An 18,786-nucleotide genomic window follows, 5' to 3' on the forward strand; every position below is an offset into this window, starting at 1 on the left:
TTGACCTTCTATTCATCCGTATATACTCAGACAATAAGTTTAAGGAAAGCCGGTTCATCGGCTAAGTTCGGGAAGGGACGGGAATGGCGCTAATTCCAGACACGGGAGCGGCACGCGGCAGCGATGATCTGCGCGGCACGGCGCAAGGGGCGACGTCCTACACGTCAGCGCTCACGCTGCTTGCCAGCCTGTTCTTCATGTGGGGGTTCATCACCGTCATCAACGGCACATTGTTGCCGCATCTTCGCAGCGTGTTCGAGCTATCCTACACCCAGACCACATTGATCGAATCCGTGTGGTTCATCGCTTATTTCTTCGCATCCATTCCCTCCGCCATGCTGATCGAACGAGTCGGCTATCAGCGGTCGATGGTCATCGGCCTGGGCATGATGTCGGCCGGCGCGCTGCTCATGGTGCCTTCCGCGCGGCTGCCATCCTATGAACTCACCTTGTTCGCGCTCTTCGTGATTGCCAGCGGCATCACGTTGCTGCAGGTCGCGGCCAACCCTTATGTCGCGGTTGTCGGCAAACCGGAAACCGCGTCGTCGCGGCTCAATCTGGTGCAGGCATTCAATTCGGCCGGGGCGACCCTGGCGCCGCTATTTGGTGGCTACCTGATCCTCGGTCGTACGACGTCGGGCACGGCGGTGGCGGGTGCCGCGGCACTGACGCCGGCGGAGCGACTGGCGGACGCGCAATCCGTGGTGTTGCCGTATCTGATCGTTGCGGGCGTGCTTGCGCTCCTCGCGATCGTCATTGCGCGCTTTCCGCTACCCGCGATGGGGGTGGCGACGCAGCGCGCCGTCAAAACCGATCGGGCAGAACAACCGCTGTCGTACCGGCTTAGGAACCATGGACTATGGAACCACCGCAACCTTGTGTTCGGGGTCCCCGCGATCTTCATCTACCTGATCGCCGAGATTGGCGTCGGCAATCTGTTCATCAATTTTGTCTCGCAGCCGGAGATCGGCAATCTCACCCATCAGCAGGCGTCGAACTATCTGTTCCTGCTATGGGGGGGGATGATGATCGGACGGCTGGTCGGTGCTTTTGTCATGCAAAAGATGGACGCTGGCCACGCGCTGGCCGTCGCCAGCGTCGGTGCCACGATCGTGATGCTGATCGCTGCCTTCACGACCGGGCATGTCGCGATGTGGGCGCTGATTTCGGTTGGCCTGTTTCACTCGATCATGTTCCCGACCATCTTCACCCTGGGCATTCGCGGTCTTGGCCCGCTGACCGAGGAAGGGTCCGGATTGCTGATCATGGCGATTGCCGGTGGCGCGCTGGTGATCGTGCAGGGCAAGCTCGCCGATGAGTATGGCCTGCAAGCGTCCTTCCTGCTGACTGCGGCGTGCGAGCTCTATGTCCTGTTCTATGCGCTCTGGGGTTCGAAGCCCGTGGTCAGCGGCGAACCAGCCGAGCTCAGCGAAGTGTTTGATTGATCAGCGCCCGCCGAAGATGGCGGGCGCGACACCCCTCACACCGGGATCGAGTGACAATAGCCCGCCCGCCATGGGTTGTGCGGTGAGCGCGGCGGCATTGAGGCCGACCGTCGCGCTGGTCACGAACATCCGGTCGAGCGCGGGGCCGCCAAATACCGGGCAGGTCGGCCGCTGAACCGGCAGGCGGATTTCGGCGACGATGGTGCCCGCCGGCGACAGGCGACGCACGCACCAGCCGTCCCAAAATGCGATCCACAGATGGCCATCCGCATCGACGGTCATGCCATCGGGATAGCCCTGATCGGGCGTGAATTGCGCGAAGAGTTGCTCATCGACCATGTTGCCGGCTTGGTCGAGCATCACTCGGGTAATACGCTGCGCCGCCGAATCGGTGCGGTACATGGTGTCGGGCGATGCAAAGGCCGGGCCGTTGGGCACCATGATGCCGTTGCGGACCGCCACCGGCGCCGCGCCCGGATCGAGCCGATACAGCACGCCCGACGCGCTCTCCTCCGCATCGTGCATCGTGCCCGCCCAGAAACGCCCCGCCGGATCGATCTTGCCGTCGTTGAAGCGATTTCCCGCCGGCTCGTCGATCCGCCCGATCACCGTGGCGATCGACACATGCAGTGTCGGTTCGTCGACAGCGAGTCGCACAAAACCCGGATCGCCACAGCCGACCAGTCCGCCCTGCGCATCCAGACCAAGCGCGGTGAGCCGGAAGCCAAGCGGCTGAACGGCATTCGCGTCGCTGATCACATCGTGGCGGTGCAGCGCGCGGCCCTTGATATCGACCCACCAGATCAGATGGCGCGAGGCGTCCCATAACGGCCCCTCGCCAAGCACGGCTCGCACATCGGCAACGCAGTCGACCCTTGTCATTCAATCACCTATCGCTTGATTTATGCCGTCGCATCCGGCAAACGCCCGGGCATGGCAATATAGTATACTGTCAGACTTAAGGACGGAAGAGTTTATGGATATCACCGGCGCGATTCTCATCGGTTCGGGCGAGCGGACCGCGAGCGAAACCTTTGACGGTGTCGATCCGGCGACGGGTGCGACTCTCGCGCCGCCCATCTCGCAAGCGGGTATGGATGACGTCGCCGCGGCGTGCGTTCTCGCAGAAGCGGCCTTTCCCGTCTTCAGCGAACTCGCGCTCGAGCAACGCGCTGTCTTTCTCGAAACGATTGCCGACCGTATCGCAGCGATCGGCGATGATCTGATCGTGCGTGCAATGGCCGAAAGCGGCCTGCCGCGTGCCCGGCTCGAAGGCGAGCGCGGCCGCACCATCGGACAACTCAAGCTGTTCGCCGGTGTCGTCCGCCAGGGCGACTGGCTGGATGTGACGATCGACCCGGCACTGCCCGATCGCGCGCCGCTGCCGCGGCCCGATCTGCGTCGGCGCAACGTCGCACTCGGCCCGGTTGCAGTGTTCGGCGCGTCGAACTTCCCGCTGGCCTTTTCGGTCGCCGGTGGCGACACCGCGTCCGCGCTCGCCGCGGGGTGCCCCGTCGTGGTCAAGGGCCATCCAGCGCATCCCGGCACCGGCGAACTGGTCGCGCGCGCGGTACGCGAGGCGGTCATCGGCTGCGGCCTGCCCGAGGGCGTCTTCTCCTATCTGCCGGGCACGAGCAACGATCTGGGCGGCGCGCTCGTCGCCGATCCGCGCATCAAGGCGGTCGGTTTCACCGGGTCGCGTGGCGGTGGTCTGGCGCTGGTGCGCATTGCCGCCGGTCGCGACGAGCCGATCCCGGTCTATGCCGAAATGTCGAGCATCAATCCGGTGGTCCTGTTTCCCGGCGCGGCGCGGTCGCGCGGCGCGGCACTGGGCGCGGCATTCGTTCAGTCGCTGACCATGGGCGCGGGACAGTTCTGCACCAATCCCGGTCTGGTCATTGCGGTCGATGGGCCGGAACTCGACGCGTTCGTCGAGGCCGCCAAGGCGGCGCTCTCGACCAGTCCCGCGCATCTGATGCTGACACCCGGTATCCATACGAGCTTCGAACAGGGCGTCGAGGCGCTTGCCGCGCATGCGTCGGTCGAGACACTGGCGCGCGGGCTGGTCGGCGAGGGCGTCAATCAGGCGCAGGGCGCATTCTTCTCGACCACGGCGGAGAAGTTCCTGGCCGACAAGGCGCTTGGCCATGAAGTGTTTGGATCGTCGTCGATCCTGATCCGCGCCAGGGACATGGCGGAGGTCGCCAAGCTGGTGCGCGGCCTCGAAGGTCAGCTGACCGCCACCTTGTTGTTCGACGCCGAAGATGAGGCCGCGGTTGCGCCGCTGGTGCCGTTGCTCGCCGCGCGGGCCGGTCGCATCCTGGCCAATGGCTGGCCGACCGGTGTCGAAGTCAGTCATGCGATGGTTCATGGCGGCCCCTATCCGGCGACCAGCGACAGCCGCACCACATCGGTCGGCAGCCTGGCGATCGAGCGCTTCCTGCGCCCGGTCTGCTATCAGGGCCTGCCCGATGCCTTGCTGCCCGACGCGCTGCGTTCGGCCAATCCGTGGCAGGTGGCGCGGCGCGTCGACGGTATCGTCGAGCGCGGCTGAGCCTCGTTCACAGAAAAAATGCGCCCGATCAACAAGGGCGGAGAGGGATAGAATGGCGAAATCACTGATCCAGTTCCGCGACGCCGTCGGTACGCGCGGCGTGGCGTTGCTCGATGATGAGGGCAGCGCACATGTCGTGCCGGGCGTCGCGACGACACTCGAACTGGCATTGCGAGCACTGGCCGCGGGGCAGTCGCTTGCCGCTGCCGCGGAGCGGGCGCTTGCCGATGCCGCGGGGCAGGCGGGTGTTGGCGAAGCGATCGACCTCGCTTCGGTCACATTGCTCGCGCCGATCGATCATCCCGATACCGCGCATCTGCTGCTCACCGGGACCGGGTTGACGCATCTCGGATCGGCCGAGGGCCGTGACAAGATGCACCGTGCGATCAACGATGCGGCGCAACAGACCGATTCGATGAAGATGTTCCTGATGGGGGTCGAAGGCGGCCAGCCGACCGATGGCCAGGTCGGTGCACAGCCCGAATGGTTCTACAAGGGCGACGGCATGTCGCTGATCGCCCCCGGCGCGCCATTGCCGTCACCCGATTTCGCGCTCGACGCGGGCGAGGAGCCGGAACTGGCCGGCATCTATCTGATCGATCAAGACGGTACGCCGGTTCGGCTGGGCTATGCGCTGGCCAATGAATTTTCCGATCATGTGACGGAATGCGGCAATTATCTCTGGCTCGCCCATTCGAAACTGCGCCCGGCCGCGCTTGGGCCGGAATTGTTGCTCGGCGACCTGCCGGAGCATGTCGAGGGCACCAGCCGCATCGTGCGCGATGGTGAGACGATCTGGGAAAAGCCGTTCCTGTCGGGCGCGGCGAACATGTCGCACAGCTTCGCCAATCTCGAACATCATCACTTCAAATATGCCGGCTTTCGTCGTCCCGGCGACGTGCATGTCCATTTCTTCGGCACCGCCACGCTGTCGTTCAGCGATGAGGTCCGCACGCGTCAGGGCGATGTGTTCGAGATCGAGGCCGCGCCATTCCGCTTGCCGGTGCGCAACCCGATCGGCGCGGCACCCGCGCTTGCCGTAACGGTGCGGGTGATCTGAGATGGCAATTCGGATTGCCGTAGTCGGTCTGGGCAAGATCGCGCACGACCAGCATTTGCCGGCGATCGCCGCGTCGCGCGATTTCGAACTGGTCGCCGCGGCGAGCCTCGAAGGCACCACGCCCGGCGTACCGGTGTTCCGCACGATCGACGAGTTGCTCGCCTCCGGCATCGCGATCGACGCGATGGCGATGTGCCAGCCGCCCCAGGCGCGCTACGAAGCGGCGCTGAAGGCGATCCGCGCGGGCAAACATGTTCTGCTGGAAAAGCCGCCGGGCGCGACGCTGGCCGAATGCGAGGGGCTGGTCCGCCTCGCCGAGGATGCGGGCACGACATTGTTCGCCGCCTGGCACTCGCGATACGCGCCCGGTGTTGCGCAGGCCAAGGCATGGCTTGCCGATCGGACGGTCGTGTCGGCGGAGATCGTGTGGAAGGAAGATGTCCGGCGCTGGCATCCCGGCCAGCAATGGATCTGGCAGCCCGGCGGTCTCGGTGTGTTCGATCCCGGGATCAACGCGCTGTCGATCGCGACAGCGATCATCCCGCAGCATATCGTCCTGCTCGACGGAGAGCTGGAAATGCCGGCCAATCGCGCCGCGCCGATCGCCGCGCGGCTCCAACTGGTCGACATGGACGGCGCGCCGATTTCCGCGGTGTTCGACTGGCGCCAGACCGGTCCGCAAAGCTGGGATATCTTCGTCGATACGCCGGACGGCCGGCTCGAACTGACTCAGGGCGGCAGTAAGCTCCGAATCGCGGGCGAGGAGCGGGCGCTCGCGCCCGAGGCGGAATATGGCGATATGTATGCCCATTTCGCGGACCTGGTACGCGCCGGCGAAAGCGATACCGACCGCAGTCCCTTGCGCCTCGTGGCTGATGCCTTTTTACGTTCCAGACAACACCAGACCGATGCCTTCATCGATTGACGTCCGATTGTATCGGCGTTAATCGTATACGGTATTTTGTAGGAGTTGAACCATGGTGCGCACCAGCCGTCGCGAATTGATGTTCGGTGTTGCGGCTCTCGCCCTGACGGCAGCGCCGGGTCGTTTGTTCGCCGCGACATCGACGATCCTGCCGAAAACCGCCAAGCCCCTGCCGCTGTCCGCAGTGCGGTTGCGGCCCTCCGACTTCGCCACCGCGGTGGAGGCCAATCGCGTCTATCTGCTGCGGCTCAGCGCCGACCGGCTGCTGCACAATTTCCGCAAATATGCCGGGCTGGAACCCAAGGCGCCGATCTATGGCGGCTGGGAAAGCGACACGATCGCCGGCCATTCGCTTGGCCATTACATGACCGCGCTGGTCCTGACTCATGAACAGACCGGCGATGCCGAGATGCGCCGGCGCGCTGACTATATCGTCGATGAACTGGCCGAGGTGCAGGCGAAGCGCGGCACCGGTTATGTCGGCGCGCTCGGACGCAAGCGCAAGGACGGCACGATCGTCGATGGGGAGGAGATATTCCCCGAAGTGATGAAGGGCGAAATCAAGTCCGGCGGGTTCGATCTCAACGGCTCCTGGTCGCCACTCTATACCGTGCACAAGATTTTCGCCGGCCTGCTCGATGTGCACCGCTCATGGGGCAACCCGAAGGCGCTGACCGTGCTCAAGGGACTCGGCGCCTATTTCGAGCGCGTCTTCGCCGCGCTCGACGACAAGCAGATGCAGGAATTGCTGAGCTGCGAATATGGCGGCCTGAACGAAAGCTATGCCGAGCTTTACGCACGGACCAACGACAAGCGCTGGCTGGTCGTAGCCGAGCGCATTTACGACAATCGCGTGCTCGATCCGCTCGTCGCGCAACAGGACAAGCTGGCCAATTTCCACGCCAACACCCAGGTGCCCAAGCTGATCGGCCTGGCGCGCCTGTACGAGCTGACCGGCAAGCCGTCGCAGGCGACCGCCGCGCGTTATTTCTGGGACCGGGTGACTCAGCATCACAGCTATGTGATCGGCGGCAATGCCGACCGCGAATATTTCTCCGAACCGGATTCGATCGCCGCGCACATCACCGAACAGACCTGCGAGCATTGCAATACCTACAACATGCTCAAGCTGACGCAGAAACTGTACAGCTGGCAGCCGGACGGCGCGTTTTTCGACTATTATGAGCGTGCGCACCTCAATCATGTGATGGCGGCGCAGAATCCGAAGACCGCTGGCTTCACCTATATGACGCCGCTGATGACCGGCTCCGAGCGAGGCTATTCGACCAAGGATGACGACGCCTTTTGGTGCTGTGTCGGGTCGGGCATGGAAAGCCATGCCAAGCATGGCGAAGCAGTGTTGTGGGAAGGCGAGGGCGCGTTGCTCGTCAATCTCTACATCCCGGTTGAGGCGACATGGAAGGCGCGGGGCGCGCAGCTTACGCTTGACACGCGCTATCCGTTCGAGCCGGAATCGCGGCTGACGATCACCAGGCTGGCGCGTCCGGGTAGCTTCCCGATCGCGTTGCGCATTCCCGGCTGGGCAGCCGGCAAGGCGGTGGTCACGGTCAATGGCGCAGCGGTGAAACCGATCGTCGAAGGCGGTTATGCGATCGTCAAGCGCCGCTGGAAGGCGGGCGACAGTGTCGCGATCACCCTGCCGCTCGATCTGCGCATCGAAGCGACGCCGGGCAATGCCGATGTCGTGGCGATCCTGCGCGGCCCGCTGGTGCTCGCCGCCGATCTCGGCCCGACCGCCACGCCATGGAGCGAGGCCGATCCGGCGCTGGTTGGTGCGGACCTGCTCGCCGGCTTCACCGCCAAGGCGCCGGTCGACGCGGTCTATGCGACCAACGGCATCGTCCGTCCCGGCAATCTCGATTTCGTGCCATTCTATCGTCAGTATGAACGGCGCAGCGCAGTCTATTTCAAGCGTTTCAGCGAAGGCGCATGGAAGGTCGAGGAAGCGGCGTTCCTTGCCGACCAGGCACGCCTGAAGGATATTGCCGCGCGCTCGGTCGACACGATGTTCCTGGGCGAGATGCAGCCTGAACGCGATCATAATCTGGTTTCCGAGCAATCCTATCCGGTCAGCTATCGCGGTCGTAACGGCCGTGACGCGCGTTCCGGTGGGTTCTTCGAATTCACATTGAAGACCAAGCCCGGGCCCTTGATCCTGCAGGCGACCTATTGGGGCGATGAGCGCAAGCGCGACTTCGATATCCTGATCGACAATGTGAAAGTCGCGACACAGCATCTCGAAAATGATCGTCCGGGCAAGTTCATGGATGTCGAATATCCCCTGGCCGAGGCGTTGACCGCGAAGAAGGACAAGGTGCGCGTCCGGTTCGTGCCGCATGACCGCAGCACCGCCGGCCCGGTCTTCGGCGTGCGACTCTATACCGCCAAGCCCGCGCCAAAGGCGTGAACGCCACGGGCCAGGACGCTGCATCGACGGGCGTCGTGATGACGCTCGCCGAAGTCCGCACGCTCGCGCGGCGGGTGTTGCGTGGTGTCGGGCTCGATCGCATGCACGCCGAGGTGGTCGCGGAGACGATGGTCGCCGGTGAACGCGACGGCTGCGCCTCGCACGGTATCTATCGCCTGCTGGTCGCGGCGCGCAGCGTGGCGGCGAAGATCGTCGTGCCCGATGCGGTGCCCGACGTGAAGGAGCCGGCCGCGGCGCTGGTTGCGGTCGATGGTGGCGGCGGCTTTGCGCAACTCGCCTTCGAAATGGGCAAGCCGTTGCTGGTCGACAAGGCGCGGCGCTTCGGCATCGCGGCGATGGCGGTCAACAATGTCGTTCATTTCGCGGCGCTCTGGCCGGAGGTCGAGGCCCTGGCGGAGCAGGGATTGGTGGCGATCGCCGTCACGCCCAGCCACGCCTGGGTCGCGCCGGCCGGCGGGACCAGCCCGGTGTTCGGGACCAATCCGATCGCATTCGGCTGGCCGCGACCGGGCCGCGAACCATTCGTATTCGATTTCGCCACCAGCGCGGTGGCGCGGGGTGAGATCGAACTGCACCGCCGCGCGGGCCGGGCGGTACCGGAGGATTGGGGCTATGATCGCACAGGGCAACCGACAACCGATGCCGCTGCGGTGCTCGACGGCGCGATGCGCACCTTTGGCGGACATAAGGGATCGGCGCTTGCCGCGATGGTCGAACTGCTCGCCGGCCCGCTGATCGGCGACCTGACCAGCGCGGAATCACTAGCACGGGATGCCGGGCGCGGCGGATCGCCGATCGGTGGCGAATTGATCATCGCGATCGACCCGGCCGGCTTTCTCGGTGCCGGTGTTGGCGCCAGCCTGGCGCGCGCCGAGGCGCTGTTCGAGGCGATTGAGGGGCAGGGCGCACGCCTGCCGTCACAGCGGCGCTACGCCGCGCGTGCGCGCAGCCTGACCGAGGGGGTCGTCGTTCCGGCGGCGTTGCATACGGACATCATGGACCTGGTCGGCGGGAGCGAGCGGATATGAAACACTGGCTGCGATTGCTTGCGGGAATGATCCTGAGCGCATCGGTGATGGCCGTGCCGACGCATGGCGCGCCGCGTCGCGTCAATCCCGATGCGCGATTCAAGGCGATCTACACCGCCGAATATGCATGGCGTCAGCGCCTGCAAGGTCCCGGCGAGGACGCGCCCAAGGATGCGACGTTGCGCCTGCCCGATGTCGGACCGGCGACGCAGGCGGCGAAGCTCGCGCGCTGGACCGATGTGTCGAAGCGGCTGGCGGCAATCCGTCCCGAGACGCTCTCGCGCCGCGCTCGGGTCGATTATGCGGTCTATAAGGGGCAGATCGATGCTCTGCTCGCCGAGCAACGCTATCGCGAATACGAAAAGCCGCTCAATTCGGACACCAGCTTCTGGGGCGAAGTGCTCGAATGGTCGCGCGGCAATTTCCGCACCGAAGACGATTACCGCAACTATATCGGCATGATGCGCGACGTACGGCGTTATTTCGATCAGCAGATCGTCAATATGCGCAGCGGCCTGAAGCGTGGTTTCACACCCGCCAAAGTGACGCTGACCGGTCGCGATATCGGCGTGGCGCAAGTGGCCGAGGCCGCCTCGCCCGAAGCGTCGCCTTTCTATGCGCCGTTCAAATCCATGCCGTCGGTGATCTCGGCGGCAACTCAGGCGACGCTGCGCGCCGACGCGCAGGCGGCGATCCGCGACGCGATCGTGCCGGCGCATGCCAAGCTGCTCGGATTTCTGCGCAACGATTATATCCCCGGCGCACGCACCACGCTCGCGGCGTATGATTTGCCCGACGGCAAGGCTTATTACCGGTCCAAGATCCGTGAATTCGTCACGCTCGACATGGCCCCGGAGGAAATCCACCAGATCGGCCTGGCCGAAGTCGCCAAGATCCGCGCGCGGATGCTGGACGTGATGAAGCAGCTCGGCTTCAAGGGCGATCTCGCCGCTTTCCTGAAATTCCTGCGCACCGATCCGCAATTCTACGCGAAGAAGCCGCAGGACCTGCTCGATCGCGCCGCCTGGCTGGCCAAGACGTTTGACGGCAAGGCATCAGGGTGGTTCGGCCGCCTGCCGCGCAGCCGCTTCGCGATCAAGCCGGTGCCGGACGATCTCGCGCCTTTCTACACCGGCGGGCGTGGCGGGGCGGGCATTTATCTGGTCAACACCTATAATTTGCCGGCCCGGCCGCTCTATTCGCTTGCCGCACTGACCCTGCACGAAAGCGCGCCGGGTCATGCGCTGCAGATGCCGCTTGCGGCGGAAAATACCGGCCTGCCGCAGTTTCGCCGCGACGCCTATCTCTCCGCTTATGGCGAGGGCTGGGCGCTGTATTGCGAAGCGCTGGGCGAGGAAATGGGCATGTACGACACGCCCTATGACGTGTTCGGCATGCTCAGTTACCAGATGTGGCGCGCGTCGCGGCTGGTGGTCGATACCGGCATCCACAGTCAGGGCTGGAGCCGCGAGCGCGCGCAGCAATTCCTCCATGACAATACCGCGATGGCCGATCACGAAATCACCACCGAGGTCGATCGTTACATTGCATGGCCGGGCCAGGCGCTGAGCTATTATATGGGCCAGCTCGCGATTCAGAAGGCGCGCGCGCGCGCCGAACAGGCGCTGGGGCCGAAATTCAACATTCGCGCGTTTCACGACGCGGTGCTCGCACTCGGTTCGGTACCGCTGCCGGTGATCGACCAGCGCGTCGATCAGCTGATCGCGGCGGGTGGCAAGGGACCTTATCCCGATGAGGAGTGACATGATGCATGTCCTGAACGCGGGCATGGCGTGTGCGCTGGTCCTGTCGACCGCGGCGGCGGCGCAGCAGTCCGAACCGATCGTCAGCCGGGGCAACCCCATCCTGGCCGATGGCCGCTATTATTCGACCGACCCGGCGCCGCTGGTCGATGGCGACACATTGTGGATTCTCGCCGGGCGCGACGAGGCGCCGGCCGACGTCAACGACTTCATCATGAACGAATGGCAGCTGCTGTCGACCAGCGACCCGGCATCGGGCAACTGGACGCATTACCCCGCCATCGCCCGGCCCGAGACGGTGTTCAAATGGGCGGAAAGCGCACGCGCCTATGCCGGTCAGATCGTCAAGGGGCCGGACGGCAAATTCTATTTCTACGCGCCGGTGCTGCAGCGCGACGGCGATGCGAAGGACCGCTTCGCGATCGGCGTCGCGGTCGCCGATCGCCCGACCGGTCCGTGGCGCGACGCGCATCCCGCCGGGCCGATCATCAGCCAGAAAGTGCCGGTCGCCAACGATATCCAGAATATCGATCCGACCGTGATGGTCGATGATGATGGCCGCGTGTTCATCTATTGGGGCACGTTCGGGCAGCTCCGCGGCATGGAATTGCTGCGCGACATGATCACGCCAAAGGGTGATGAGAAGCGCATCGAGGGGCTGACCGGCTTTTTCGAGGCGCCGTGGCTGATGAAGCGCAAGGGCGTCTATTACATGCTCTACGCCGGCAACAATGCCGGGCCGGACTCGGCGTGCACGCCCGCCGTCTATCATGCCTGTATCGGCTATGGCACGGCGACCTCGCCGCTTGGTCCCTGGACCTATCGCGGCGTGATGCTGAAGCCGGTCTCCTCGACCACCTCGCATCCTGGCGCGGTCGAATTCAAGGGCCATTGGTACCTCGCCTATCACACTGCCGATGCGGTCGGTGGCGGGCATTTCCGCCGCTCGGTCGCGCTCGACCGGATCGAATGGGACGACAGCGTGTCGCCGGCACGCATCCGCACCGTGGTCCCGACACGCCTACCCCAGGCCGCGCAGGCCGCGACGCGCAACATTGCCGGCGCGGCCTATGCCGCCGCCTCGAACGAGCCGATCCCGCTGCAATATTGGATCAAGGCGCTCAATGACGGGATCACCAAGGCATCGCCGCTGCCGCCCGACATGTGGGGCAGCTGGACCGGCAACAACCCGAAGCGGCAATGGATCGAATATCGCTGGCGCAAGCCGGTGACGGTCAACGGATCGCGCATCTGGTTCTGGGGCGACCAGCCCGCCGGATCGGGGATCGGTGTCGCCCCGCCGGCCAGCTGGGGAATCGAATATTGGGACAAGGGCTGGAAGCCGGTACCCAGCGCCTCGGGCTATGGCACCGCCCCCGGCGCCTATCAGGACACGGATTTCGCGCCGGTCACCACGCGCTGCCTGCGCGCGACCTTCACTGCGTCGAGCGCGAACGGCACCAATGCCGGCGTCGCGGTGCAGGAATGGCAAGTCCTGTCGCCTCGGGTCGGACCACCCGCACAGCCGAGCCGAGACCGCAAGATCGAAGGGTGCGACTGAGCATGACGGCGCGCCGCATCAGCCGGCGGGCGCTGCTTTCCACGCCGGTGATCGCGGGCGCCGGGCTTGCGGTGATGGGCTTTGCCGATCCGGTTGCGCCGCCGCGACGGGCCGGACGTGCGCTCGGGCCGGCATCGTCGCCGTTTCTCGCCTTGTGTGGCGACGACGGCGCGCTGACCAGCCTGCGCCGCGCCGGCGACGCGTTCGACACCGACTATATCGAAGCCAAGGAACAGATCGGGCATATCACCATCGCCTATCGCCGCGCGGGTGAGGGATGGCGCAGCTATGATACCGCCAGCGGCATATCGTCGGCCGAAACGGCGCCGGGCAAAAGCGTGCTGCGCTACCGGATCGACGACGACCAGGGACCGGCGCTCGGTATCGAGATCACATTGCGGGCGATCGGCGAGCATCTCGACTGGGCAATCGCGCTCGACAACCGATCCGGCCAGCCGATCGAGATTGGCGATGTGAAACTGCCCCTGCCGATGAACTGGCAATTCAAGGCCAAGCACCCCGTTACCGCATCGGTGCTGAAACACAGCTTCGTGTCCGGTCACGGATCGTGGATGTTCTGGATGCGCGCCAACAGCGTCGGTCCGTATCTGACGATGACGCCCGACCCCTCGACTCATCTGGAATATTGGGACCAGAGTTCGGCCGGCCGCGATCGCGGCAGTTGCTTCTGCGTCTATATCCACGCCGCCGCGGCCGGCGCGGCGACGCGCAAGGCGGGCAGCACATGGCGCCAGCCGCTGACCAGCCTGATGCTCGCGGCAGGCGGCGCGCAGTCGCGGCGGCGCTACGGCATGCGCTTTTCGTGGAGCAAGGATTACGTCGCGGTACGCGACACGATCGTCGCGCGCGGGTTGATCGACGTCGATGTCGTCCCCGGCATGACCGTCCCGACCGACCTGTCGGTGACGATTGCGCTACGCAGCAACGAGCGGATCACCGGTGTGGATGCCGAGCATCCCGGCGATACGCGGATCGAACGGCTCGGCCGGCGTGCCGGGCGGACGCTGTACCGCGTGCATTTCGCGCGGCTCGGCGAGAACCGGCTGACCATCCGCCATGGTAAGGGCCGCACTACGCACCTCGAATTCTTCGCCACTGAACCGGTTGAAACGCTGATCGCCAAGCGCGCGGCGTTCATCGTCCGACGCCAGCATCGCGACGCGAGCAAATGGTATGACGGCCTGTTCGGCGAATGGAACATGGCGAGCGGGACGCTGCTCGGTCCCGACAATTACGACCGCATCAAGGGCTGGCGCATCTATGAGGTGACCTGCGACGACCCGGGCCTGAGCAAACCGGCGTTCCTTGCGTCCAAGAATGCCGAGTTCGCGGTGCAGGCGGAAATCGATGCGCTGGAATTGTATGTCGATCGCTTCGTGTGGGGCGGCTTGCAGCGCACCACCGAGGAAAGCCGGTCGTACGGCATTTACGGCATTCCCGACTGGAAACAGAATCGCGAAAGCGCCGATCCGGGCAATGGTGGCCGCATGCATATCTGGCGGCCCTATGATTATCCGCATATCTTCACGCTGTATCTCGGCCTGTACCGGGCCGCGCGGCGCAATCCGCAGATCCGCACCGGAACGCCGGCGAAAACCTATCTCGAACGCGCCTATGGCACGGCGCTGGCGATGTTCACGATCCCGCTCGAGGTGACTGGCTGGTCGGCCTATCAGACCGGCTTTTACAATGAACTCGTGATGCCCGACCTGATCGACGAACTCGCGGCGGCCGGCATGACGGGCGAGGCGGGCCGCTTGCGCGCGCACTGGACGCGCAAGATCCGCTACTTCGTGCAGGAGGATGCCGATCTGTTCGGATCGGAATATCCGTTCGATTCGACCGGCTTCGAATCCACCCAGGCACTGGCGCGCTACGCGCTTGACGATCCGGCGCGCTCGGGCGTGACGCCGGCTGAAGCAAAGGCGTTTGGCACACGGCAGATGGCGGCGAACCTGTTCTGCCGGGGCTGGCTGGAGCCGGCCTATTATCATCTCGGCAGCGATTATCGCGCCCAGGGCGGCGACAGCTATACGCTGAGCTATATGGCGCAAATGGGCGGTTGGGCGGTGCTCGACCATGCGCTGCACGATGCAACCGATCCGCACCCGCTGCTCCGCCTCGGCTATGCCTCCTTTCTCAGCGCCTGGGCATTGATGAACACCGGCACGGCGGACTCGAACTACGGCTATTGGTATCCGGGTGAGGGCAATGACGGCGGCGCGGGCGGCGGTTTCGAACCGGCGCCGACCGGCACGACCTGGCTAGATCAGCCGCACACGCGCGGATCATGGTATTATTCCTGCGAGATCGATCTGGGCTTCTGCGGCGGCTTGCGCGGCGCGGCAACGGTGCTGGCGGACGATCCGATCTTCGGGCGGATCTGTTACGGCGGGGTGTGGAGCGCAGTGCCGGGCGGCGTGGCGATGACCCCGCGCGACGGGATCAGGCGGCGCGCCCATTTGCGGCTGGATACCGCGACGCTTGACCTCGAACTGGTCGGCGGCCGCTTCGCCGCGGAACGCCGCATCGCATTTCACGCCGATGGTCGCGACATCCGCTTCGCGATCGAGCGCGTGGCCGCGAGCGCGCCGGTCGAGCTGCGTGTGTCCGGTTTGCCCAACGGCGCTTACCGACTGTCGGCCGGCGATAGCGTCACGACGGTGACGATCGTCGCGGGCCGGGGCGCATTTGCGATTCCGCCGGGCGGTGAGGAAATACGGCTGGCCGGCTAAGGCGCTGGCGCATCCTCGACCGTCACTCTTCCTACCTTGGTGTCGATCACCACCTCGAACGTCCCGCGATTATAAGCGAAACTCTCCGCGTTCAGCCCCAGCGCGATCGCCACGGCGCCCTCGGGAACCTGCGCGACGGCATAGTCGCCGATCGGGAAGGGCTGGCCGATCACCGTGCCGTCGGCATCGACAAAGGCGCCGATCAGCGCATTGATACGGACAGGATAATCCCTGGTTCGAATATAATAGCTTGGAAAAACACTGCCGAACGCGCCACGATAGGCGTTGGCGGGCTGATAGGGTTGCCCGGCCGGCCCCCAGGCACCGAACTGAGCGATCGGGCCGAATCCATTGGGCTGGCCCATCGACTTCATCGCGTCTCCAATGTCGGGAAAGTCCGGCTGAACCAGCCCGACCGGCCCGGTGTCATCGGCCGCGGTACGCACGCGCGATTGTGATACGGGCGGGCGTGGCCCGCCATGCACGACATTGACCAGTCCGGTGGCGATGAGGGTGATCCGGTCATTGGCGGTCAGCTCGAGCCCCCAAACATAGACCGGACGCTTCCCGTCGCTCTGGCCGAAGGGAAGCTTCGCGTTGATGCCCGGATCCCAGGGCATGGTGCGGCCTTCGACCTTCACCACGACCTTGCGCGCCGCCGCGGGAGATGCGCAGACCACCGCACCCAGCGCGAGGATCGAGAGCAGTTTGCATGCCGTCATGGGGCGAAACATGATCACCGATCCATCTCCTGGTTATGGGCGTCATCGCACGACGATACCGTGCATATCTGCTTCACCCGCCGAACGGATCGTCGATCGACCATTGCGGCTCGGTGAACCATGCCGCGCCGGTTTCGGTGACGTGGAAATGATCCTCCAGCCGGATGCCGAACCGGTCGGGCACGACGATCATCGGCTCGTTGGAAAAACACATGCCGGGCGCGAGAATGGCGCGGTCGCCGCGCACCAGATAAGCAGGCTCATGGATCGACAGGCCGATGCCGTGACCGGTGCGGTGCGGCAGACCGGGCAGGCGGTAATCGGGGCCGAGGCCCGCACCATCCAACACGCGCCGCGCCGCGTAATCGACCGACTCGCAGGTCGCGCCGGGCCGCACTGCCGCAAAAGCCGCGGCCTGCGCTTCTTTCTCCAGCGACCAGATCGCCCGCTCCTCATCGCCGATCGCGCCAAAGGCATAGGTTCGCGTGATGTCGGAATGATACCCTTCGACCAGGCAGCCGGTATCGATCAGCACCAGGTCGCCCTCGGCGAGATATTGCTCGCCCGGCAGGCCATGGGGAAAGGCGGTCGCTCGACCGAACTGGACGATGCAGAAGCTCGAGCCGGCGGCGCCGATTGCCCGGTGCGCGGCATCGATGAAACGTACGACCTCGCTTGCGGCGATGCCGGGCGTCAGGATTCGCGCGGCGCGGCGATGCACTTCAAGCGTCATCGCCTTGGCCTGGCCGAGCAAAGCGAGTTCGGCCGGCGATTTGATCAGGCGGCAACCATCAATGGCCGGCGCGCCATCGACCAGCATCAGGCCGGTCCCGCGCAGCTTTTCGCCCCAGGCAAAGGGCAGCAGTGGATCAACGGCAAGCGTCCCGCCCGCGCCGAGCGCATCGGCGACGCGCGCGACCGGGCTTTCATCCTCTTCCCACAGCAGCAATTCGGCGTCGATCGCGAGATCGGCTTCCAGTGTGCCGCGTTCGAACGCCGGGCAGACCAGCATCGGCTTGCCCGCCACCGGCAACAACAGCGCGACCATGCGCTCGCTTGGCCCCCAGGGAATGCCGGTGAAATAACGCAGACTCGCCCCCGCATTGACCAGCAGCGCCTGCGCGCCCGCCGCGTCGGTCGCGGCGCGCGCGCGGTCGAGGCGGGCGATCCGTTCGGCGCGGGAAATCGGCGGCGCGCGCTCGGCCCAGGCGGCGAGGGTTGTCAGTTCCGCTGCCGCGGTCGATCCACCGATACTCATGATGTCATCCTGTTGGCGCCGAACCGGCCGATGTCGAAGGGGGAAATATCCATCGCGGGTGCTTCGTCCCGCGCCAGCGCGCCGACGATCGCCGCCGTCACCGGCGCCAGCGTCAGGCCGAGATGCTGGTGGCCGAATGCATAGATCAGGTTGCGCGCATGGCGCGAACGGCCGATCGCGGGCAGGTAATCGGGCAAAGTGGGCCGAGCGCCGATCCAGCGCTCGAACGGCCCGGCGATCGGCAGGCCAAGCGCCGCGACATGCGCCTCCAGCCGGTCCCATTTGCGCGGATCGGGCGGTGCGTCGAACCGGTTGAGCTCGACAAAGCTCGCCGCCTGTACGCAATCGGCATAGCGCGTGACGATCATCGATCGATCCTCGAACGCGATCGGTGGCAGGTCGGCGGGCCAATGGTCTGCTCGCGCACGGATATGATAACCGCGCTCGGCGATCAGCGGTGCGCGATGGCGGGCGGCATGCATCAGCGTGCCTGACTGCGCGCCGGCGGCGATCAGCAGCAGGTCGGGAGCTTCGCCGTCGATCGTCGCCTTGTCCCCGTCCAGCGCAACGGTGGCGCGGCGCCGTTCGATCGTGCCGCCGCTCGCGACCAGTGCCGCTTCGAGTGCATCGGCCAGCGCGCTCAGGTCGGTGATCTGGCCGCTGCCGGTAAAGCGGATCGCGTCGATGATCGACGGAGAAATCGTCTTGCGAAGACGGTCGAGATCGCCCGGTGTCGCCGAGGCGAATCGCGCGGTGCCGGTGTCTGCTTCGCCCCAACTGGCCCGGCCCGACCTGGCCGTCGCGTCGCTCTCCCAGGCGACGAAATGGCCATCGCGCCGCAACAGGGCGGCGGCGCCGATCAACTCGGTCAAGTCCGCCCAGGCCGGCAGGGAGGGCGCCAGGATCGACGCCAATGCCTTGCTTCCCCCGGCAAAGCGGGCGGGCCGTGATGCGGCGATCATCCGGGCCGCGAACGGCGCCCATGTACGAATGCCGGAAAGCGGCAGGTCCAGCGCACCGCCGGCCGAGAAGCGGCGGCGCGGTGCGGCGCGGAGCGACGCGATCGATGCGAGCGGCGCGACTTGTTCGGTGGCGATATGCCCGGCATTTCCCCATGACGCGGCGGCGCGGCCACTATGTTCTTCGATCACGGTGACGGCATGGCCGCTGCGAGCCAGTTCGAGGCCGGCGCACAACCCGATAATTCCGCCGCCGATCACGATTGCTCGCCGCATTGGTTGTTTCTCCTGTTGCACTGCACACTT

Annotated in this window: 13 protein-coding genes; 9 read left to right on the forward strand and 4 right to left on the reverse strand. The window is 65.4% G+C overall.

Annotation, left to right across the window (positions count from 1 at the left end; genetic code table 11):
• Positions 1-83 precede the first annotated feature (83 nt).
• On the forward strand, positions 84-1,445 hold the full coding sequence (locus tag G4G27_RS22450) for a sugar MFS transporter (protein ID WP_183110688.1): 1,362 nt from the start codon (positions 84-86) through the stop codon (positions 1,443-1,445).
• Here the strand turns inward: G4G27_RS22450 and G4G27_RS22455 are convergent, their stop codons facing one another.
• A complete protein-coding gene (locus G4G27_RS22455) occupies positions 1,446-2,327 on the reverse strand; it encodes an SMP-30/gluconolactonase/LRE family protein (protein WP_183110689.1) in 882 nt (293 codons plus the stop codon). It lies immediately after the preceding gene.
• Between the two features lie 94 nt (positions 2,328-2,421).
• Here G4G27_RS22455 and G4G27_RS22460 point away from each other — a divergent pair, with 94 nt between their 5' ends.
• The 8 genes from G4G27_RS22460 to G4G27_RS22495 are packed head-to-tail and all read left to right on the forward strand — an operon-like array spanning position 2,422 to position 15,541.
• Positions 2,422-3,999 (forward strand): aldehyde dehydrogenase (NADP(+)), encoded by a 1,578-nt coding sequence (locus tag G4G27_RS22460; RefSeq protein WP_183110690.1) that lies wholly within the window; start codon positions 2,422-2,424, stop codon positions 3,997-3,999.
• A 52-nt stretch (positions 4,000-4,051) separates the two neighbouring features.
• Positions 4,052-5,059, forward strand: coding sequence for an AraD1 family protein (gene araD1, locus G4G27_RS22465; RefSeq protein WP_183110691.1), 1,008 nt, complete (start codon positions 4,052-4,054; stop codon positions 5,057-5,059).
• A 1-nt stretch (position 5,060) separates the two neighbouring features.
• The gene (locus G4G27_RS22470; protein ID WP_183110692.1) at positions 5,061-5,984 is read left to right on the forward strand and encodes a Gfo/Idh/MocA family oxidoreductase; all 924 of its coding nucleotides are present in this window, start codon (positions 5,061-5,063) and stop codon (positions 5,982-5,984) included.
• A 52-nt stretch (positions 5,985-6,036) separates the two neighbouring features.
• Positions 6,037-8,412 (forward strand): glycoside hydrolase family 127 protein, encoded by a 2,376-nt coding sequence (locus G4G27_RS22475; RefSeq protein ID WP_183110693.1) that lies wholly within the window; start codon positions 6,037-6,039, stop codon positions 8,410-8,412.
• Positions 8,413-8,450: 38 nt separating this feature from the next.
• Positions 8,451-9,461: an Ldh family oxidoreductase gene (locus tag G4G27_RS22480; protein ID WP_183113967.1), complete on the forward strand. Its 1,011-nt coding sequence runs from the start codon at positions 8,451-8,453 to the stop codon at positions 9,459-9,461.
• Entirely contained in the window at positions 9,458-11,224 is a 1,767-nt protein-coding gene (locus G4G27_RS22485) for a DUF885 family protein (RefSeq protein ID WP_183110694.1), read from the forward strand. The genes G4G27_RS22480 and G4G27_RS22485 overlap by 4 nt, the downstream gene beginning before the upstream one ends.
• Position 11,225: 1 nt before the next feature.
• Positions 11,226-12,785, forward strand: a complete 1,560-nt coding sequence (locus G4G27_RS22490; protein ID WP_244624465.1) for a family 43 glycosylhydrolase — start codon at positions 11,226-11,228, stop codon at positions 12,783-12,785.
• 2 nt (positions 12,786-12,787) lie between these two features.
• Positions 12,788-15,541, forward strand: coding sequence for a DUF5695 domain-containing protein (locus G4G27_RS22495; RefSeq protein ID WP_183110695.1), 2,754 nt, complete (start codon positions 12,788-12,790; stop codon positions 15,539-15,541).
• Here the strand turns inward: G4G27_RS22495 and G4G27_RS22500 are convergent.
• From G4G27_RS22500 to G4G27_RS22510, 3 genes are read right to left on the reverse strand one after another with little or no spacing between them, the layout of a single operon-like run.
• Positions 15,538-16,281 carry a hypothetical protein gene (locus tag G4G27_RS22500; RefSeq protein WP_183110696.1) on the reverse strand — a complete coding sequence of 248 codons (744 nt, stop codon included), beginning with the start codon at positions 16,279-16,281 and terminating at the stop codon, positions 15,538-15,540. The two genes, G4G27_RS22495 and G4G27_RS22500, sit on opposite strands and share 4 nt — an antisense overlap.
• A 55-nt stretch (positions 16,282-16,336) precedes the next feature.
• A complete protein-coding gene (locus G4G27_RS22505) occupies positions 16,337-17,521 on the reverse strand; it encodes a Xaa-Pro peptidase family protein (protein ID WP_183110697.1) in 1,185 nt (394 codons plus the stop codon).
• Positions 17,518-18,756, reverse strand: coding sequence for an FAD-binding oxidoreductase (locus G4G27_RS22510; RefSeq protein WP_183110698.1), 1,239 nt, complete (start codon positions 18,754-18,756; stop codon positions 17,518-17,520). The genes G4G27_RS22505 and G4G27_RS22510 overlap by 4 nt, the downstream gene beginning before the upstream one ends.
• Positions 18,757-18,786 lie beyond the last annotated feature (30 nt).

The sequence above is a fragment of the Sphingomonas sp. So64.6b genome, assembly GCF_014171475.1.
GTDB classification, from domain to species: Bacteria; Pseudomonadota; Alphaproteobacteria; order Sphingomonadales; family Sphingomonadaceae; genus Sphingomonas; species Sphingomonas alpina_A.

What these genes read in the sequence shown, in the direction of transcription:
- G4G27_RS22510 (WP_183110698.1), bottom strand. Translation starts at nt 18,756, where the DNA reads ATGCGGCGAGCAATCGTGATCGGCGGCGGAATTATCGGGTTGTGCGCC.
- G4G27_RS22455 (WP_183110689.1), bottom strand. Translation starts at nt 2,327, where the DNA reads ATGACAAGGGTCGACTGCGTTGCCGATGTGCGAGCCGTGCTTGGCGAG.
- araD1 (WP_183110691.1), top strand. Translation starts at nt 4,052, where the DNA reads ATGGCGAAATCACTGATCCAGTTCCGCGACGCCGTCGGTACGCGCGGC.
- G4G27_RS22475 (WP_183110693.1), top strand. Translation starts at nt 6,037, where the DNA reads ATGGTGCGCACCAGCCGTCGCGAATTGATGTTCGGTGTTGCGGCTCTC.
- G4G27_RS22460 (WP_183110690.1), top strand. Translation starts at nt 2,422, where the DNA reads ATGGATATCACCGGCGCGATTCTCATCGGTTCGGGCGAGCGGACCGCG.
- G4G27_RS22495 (WP_183110695.1), top strand. Translation starts at nt 12,788, where the DNA reads ATGACGGCGCGCCGCATCAGCCGGCGGGCGCTGCTTTCCACGCCGGTG.
- G4G27_RS22450 (WP_183110688.1), top strand. Translation starts at nt 84, where the DNA reads ATGGCGCTAATTCCAGACACGGGAGCGGCACGCGGCAGCGATGATCTG.
- G4G27_RS22505 (WP_183110697.1), bottom strand. Translation starts at nt 17,521, where the DNA reads ATGAGTATCGGTGGATCGACCGCGGCAGCGGAACTGACAACCCTCGCC.
- G4G27_RS22485 (WP_183110694.1), top strand. Translation starts at nt 9,458, where the DNA reads ATGAAACACTGGCTGCGATTGCTTGCGGGAATGATCCTGAGCGCATCG.
- G4G27_RS22490 (WP_244624465.1), top strand. Translation starts at nt 11,226, where the DNA reads ATGATGCATGTCCTGAACGCGGGCATGGCGTGTGCGCTGGTCCTGTCG.
- G4G27_RS22470 (WP_183110692.1), top strand. Translation starts at nt 5,061, where the DNA reads ATGGCAATTCGGATTGCCGTAGTCGGTCTGGGCAAGATCGCGCACGAC.
- G4G27_RS22480 (WP_183113967.1), top strand. Translation starts at nt 8,451, where the DNA reads ATGACGCTCGCCGAAGTCCGCACGCTCGCGCGGCGGGTGTTGCGTGGT.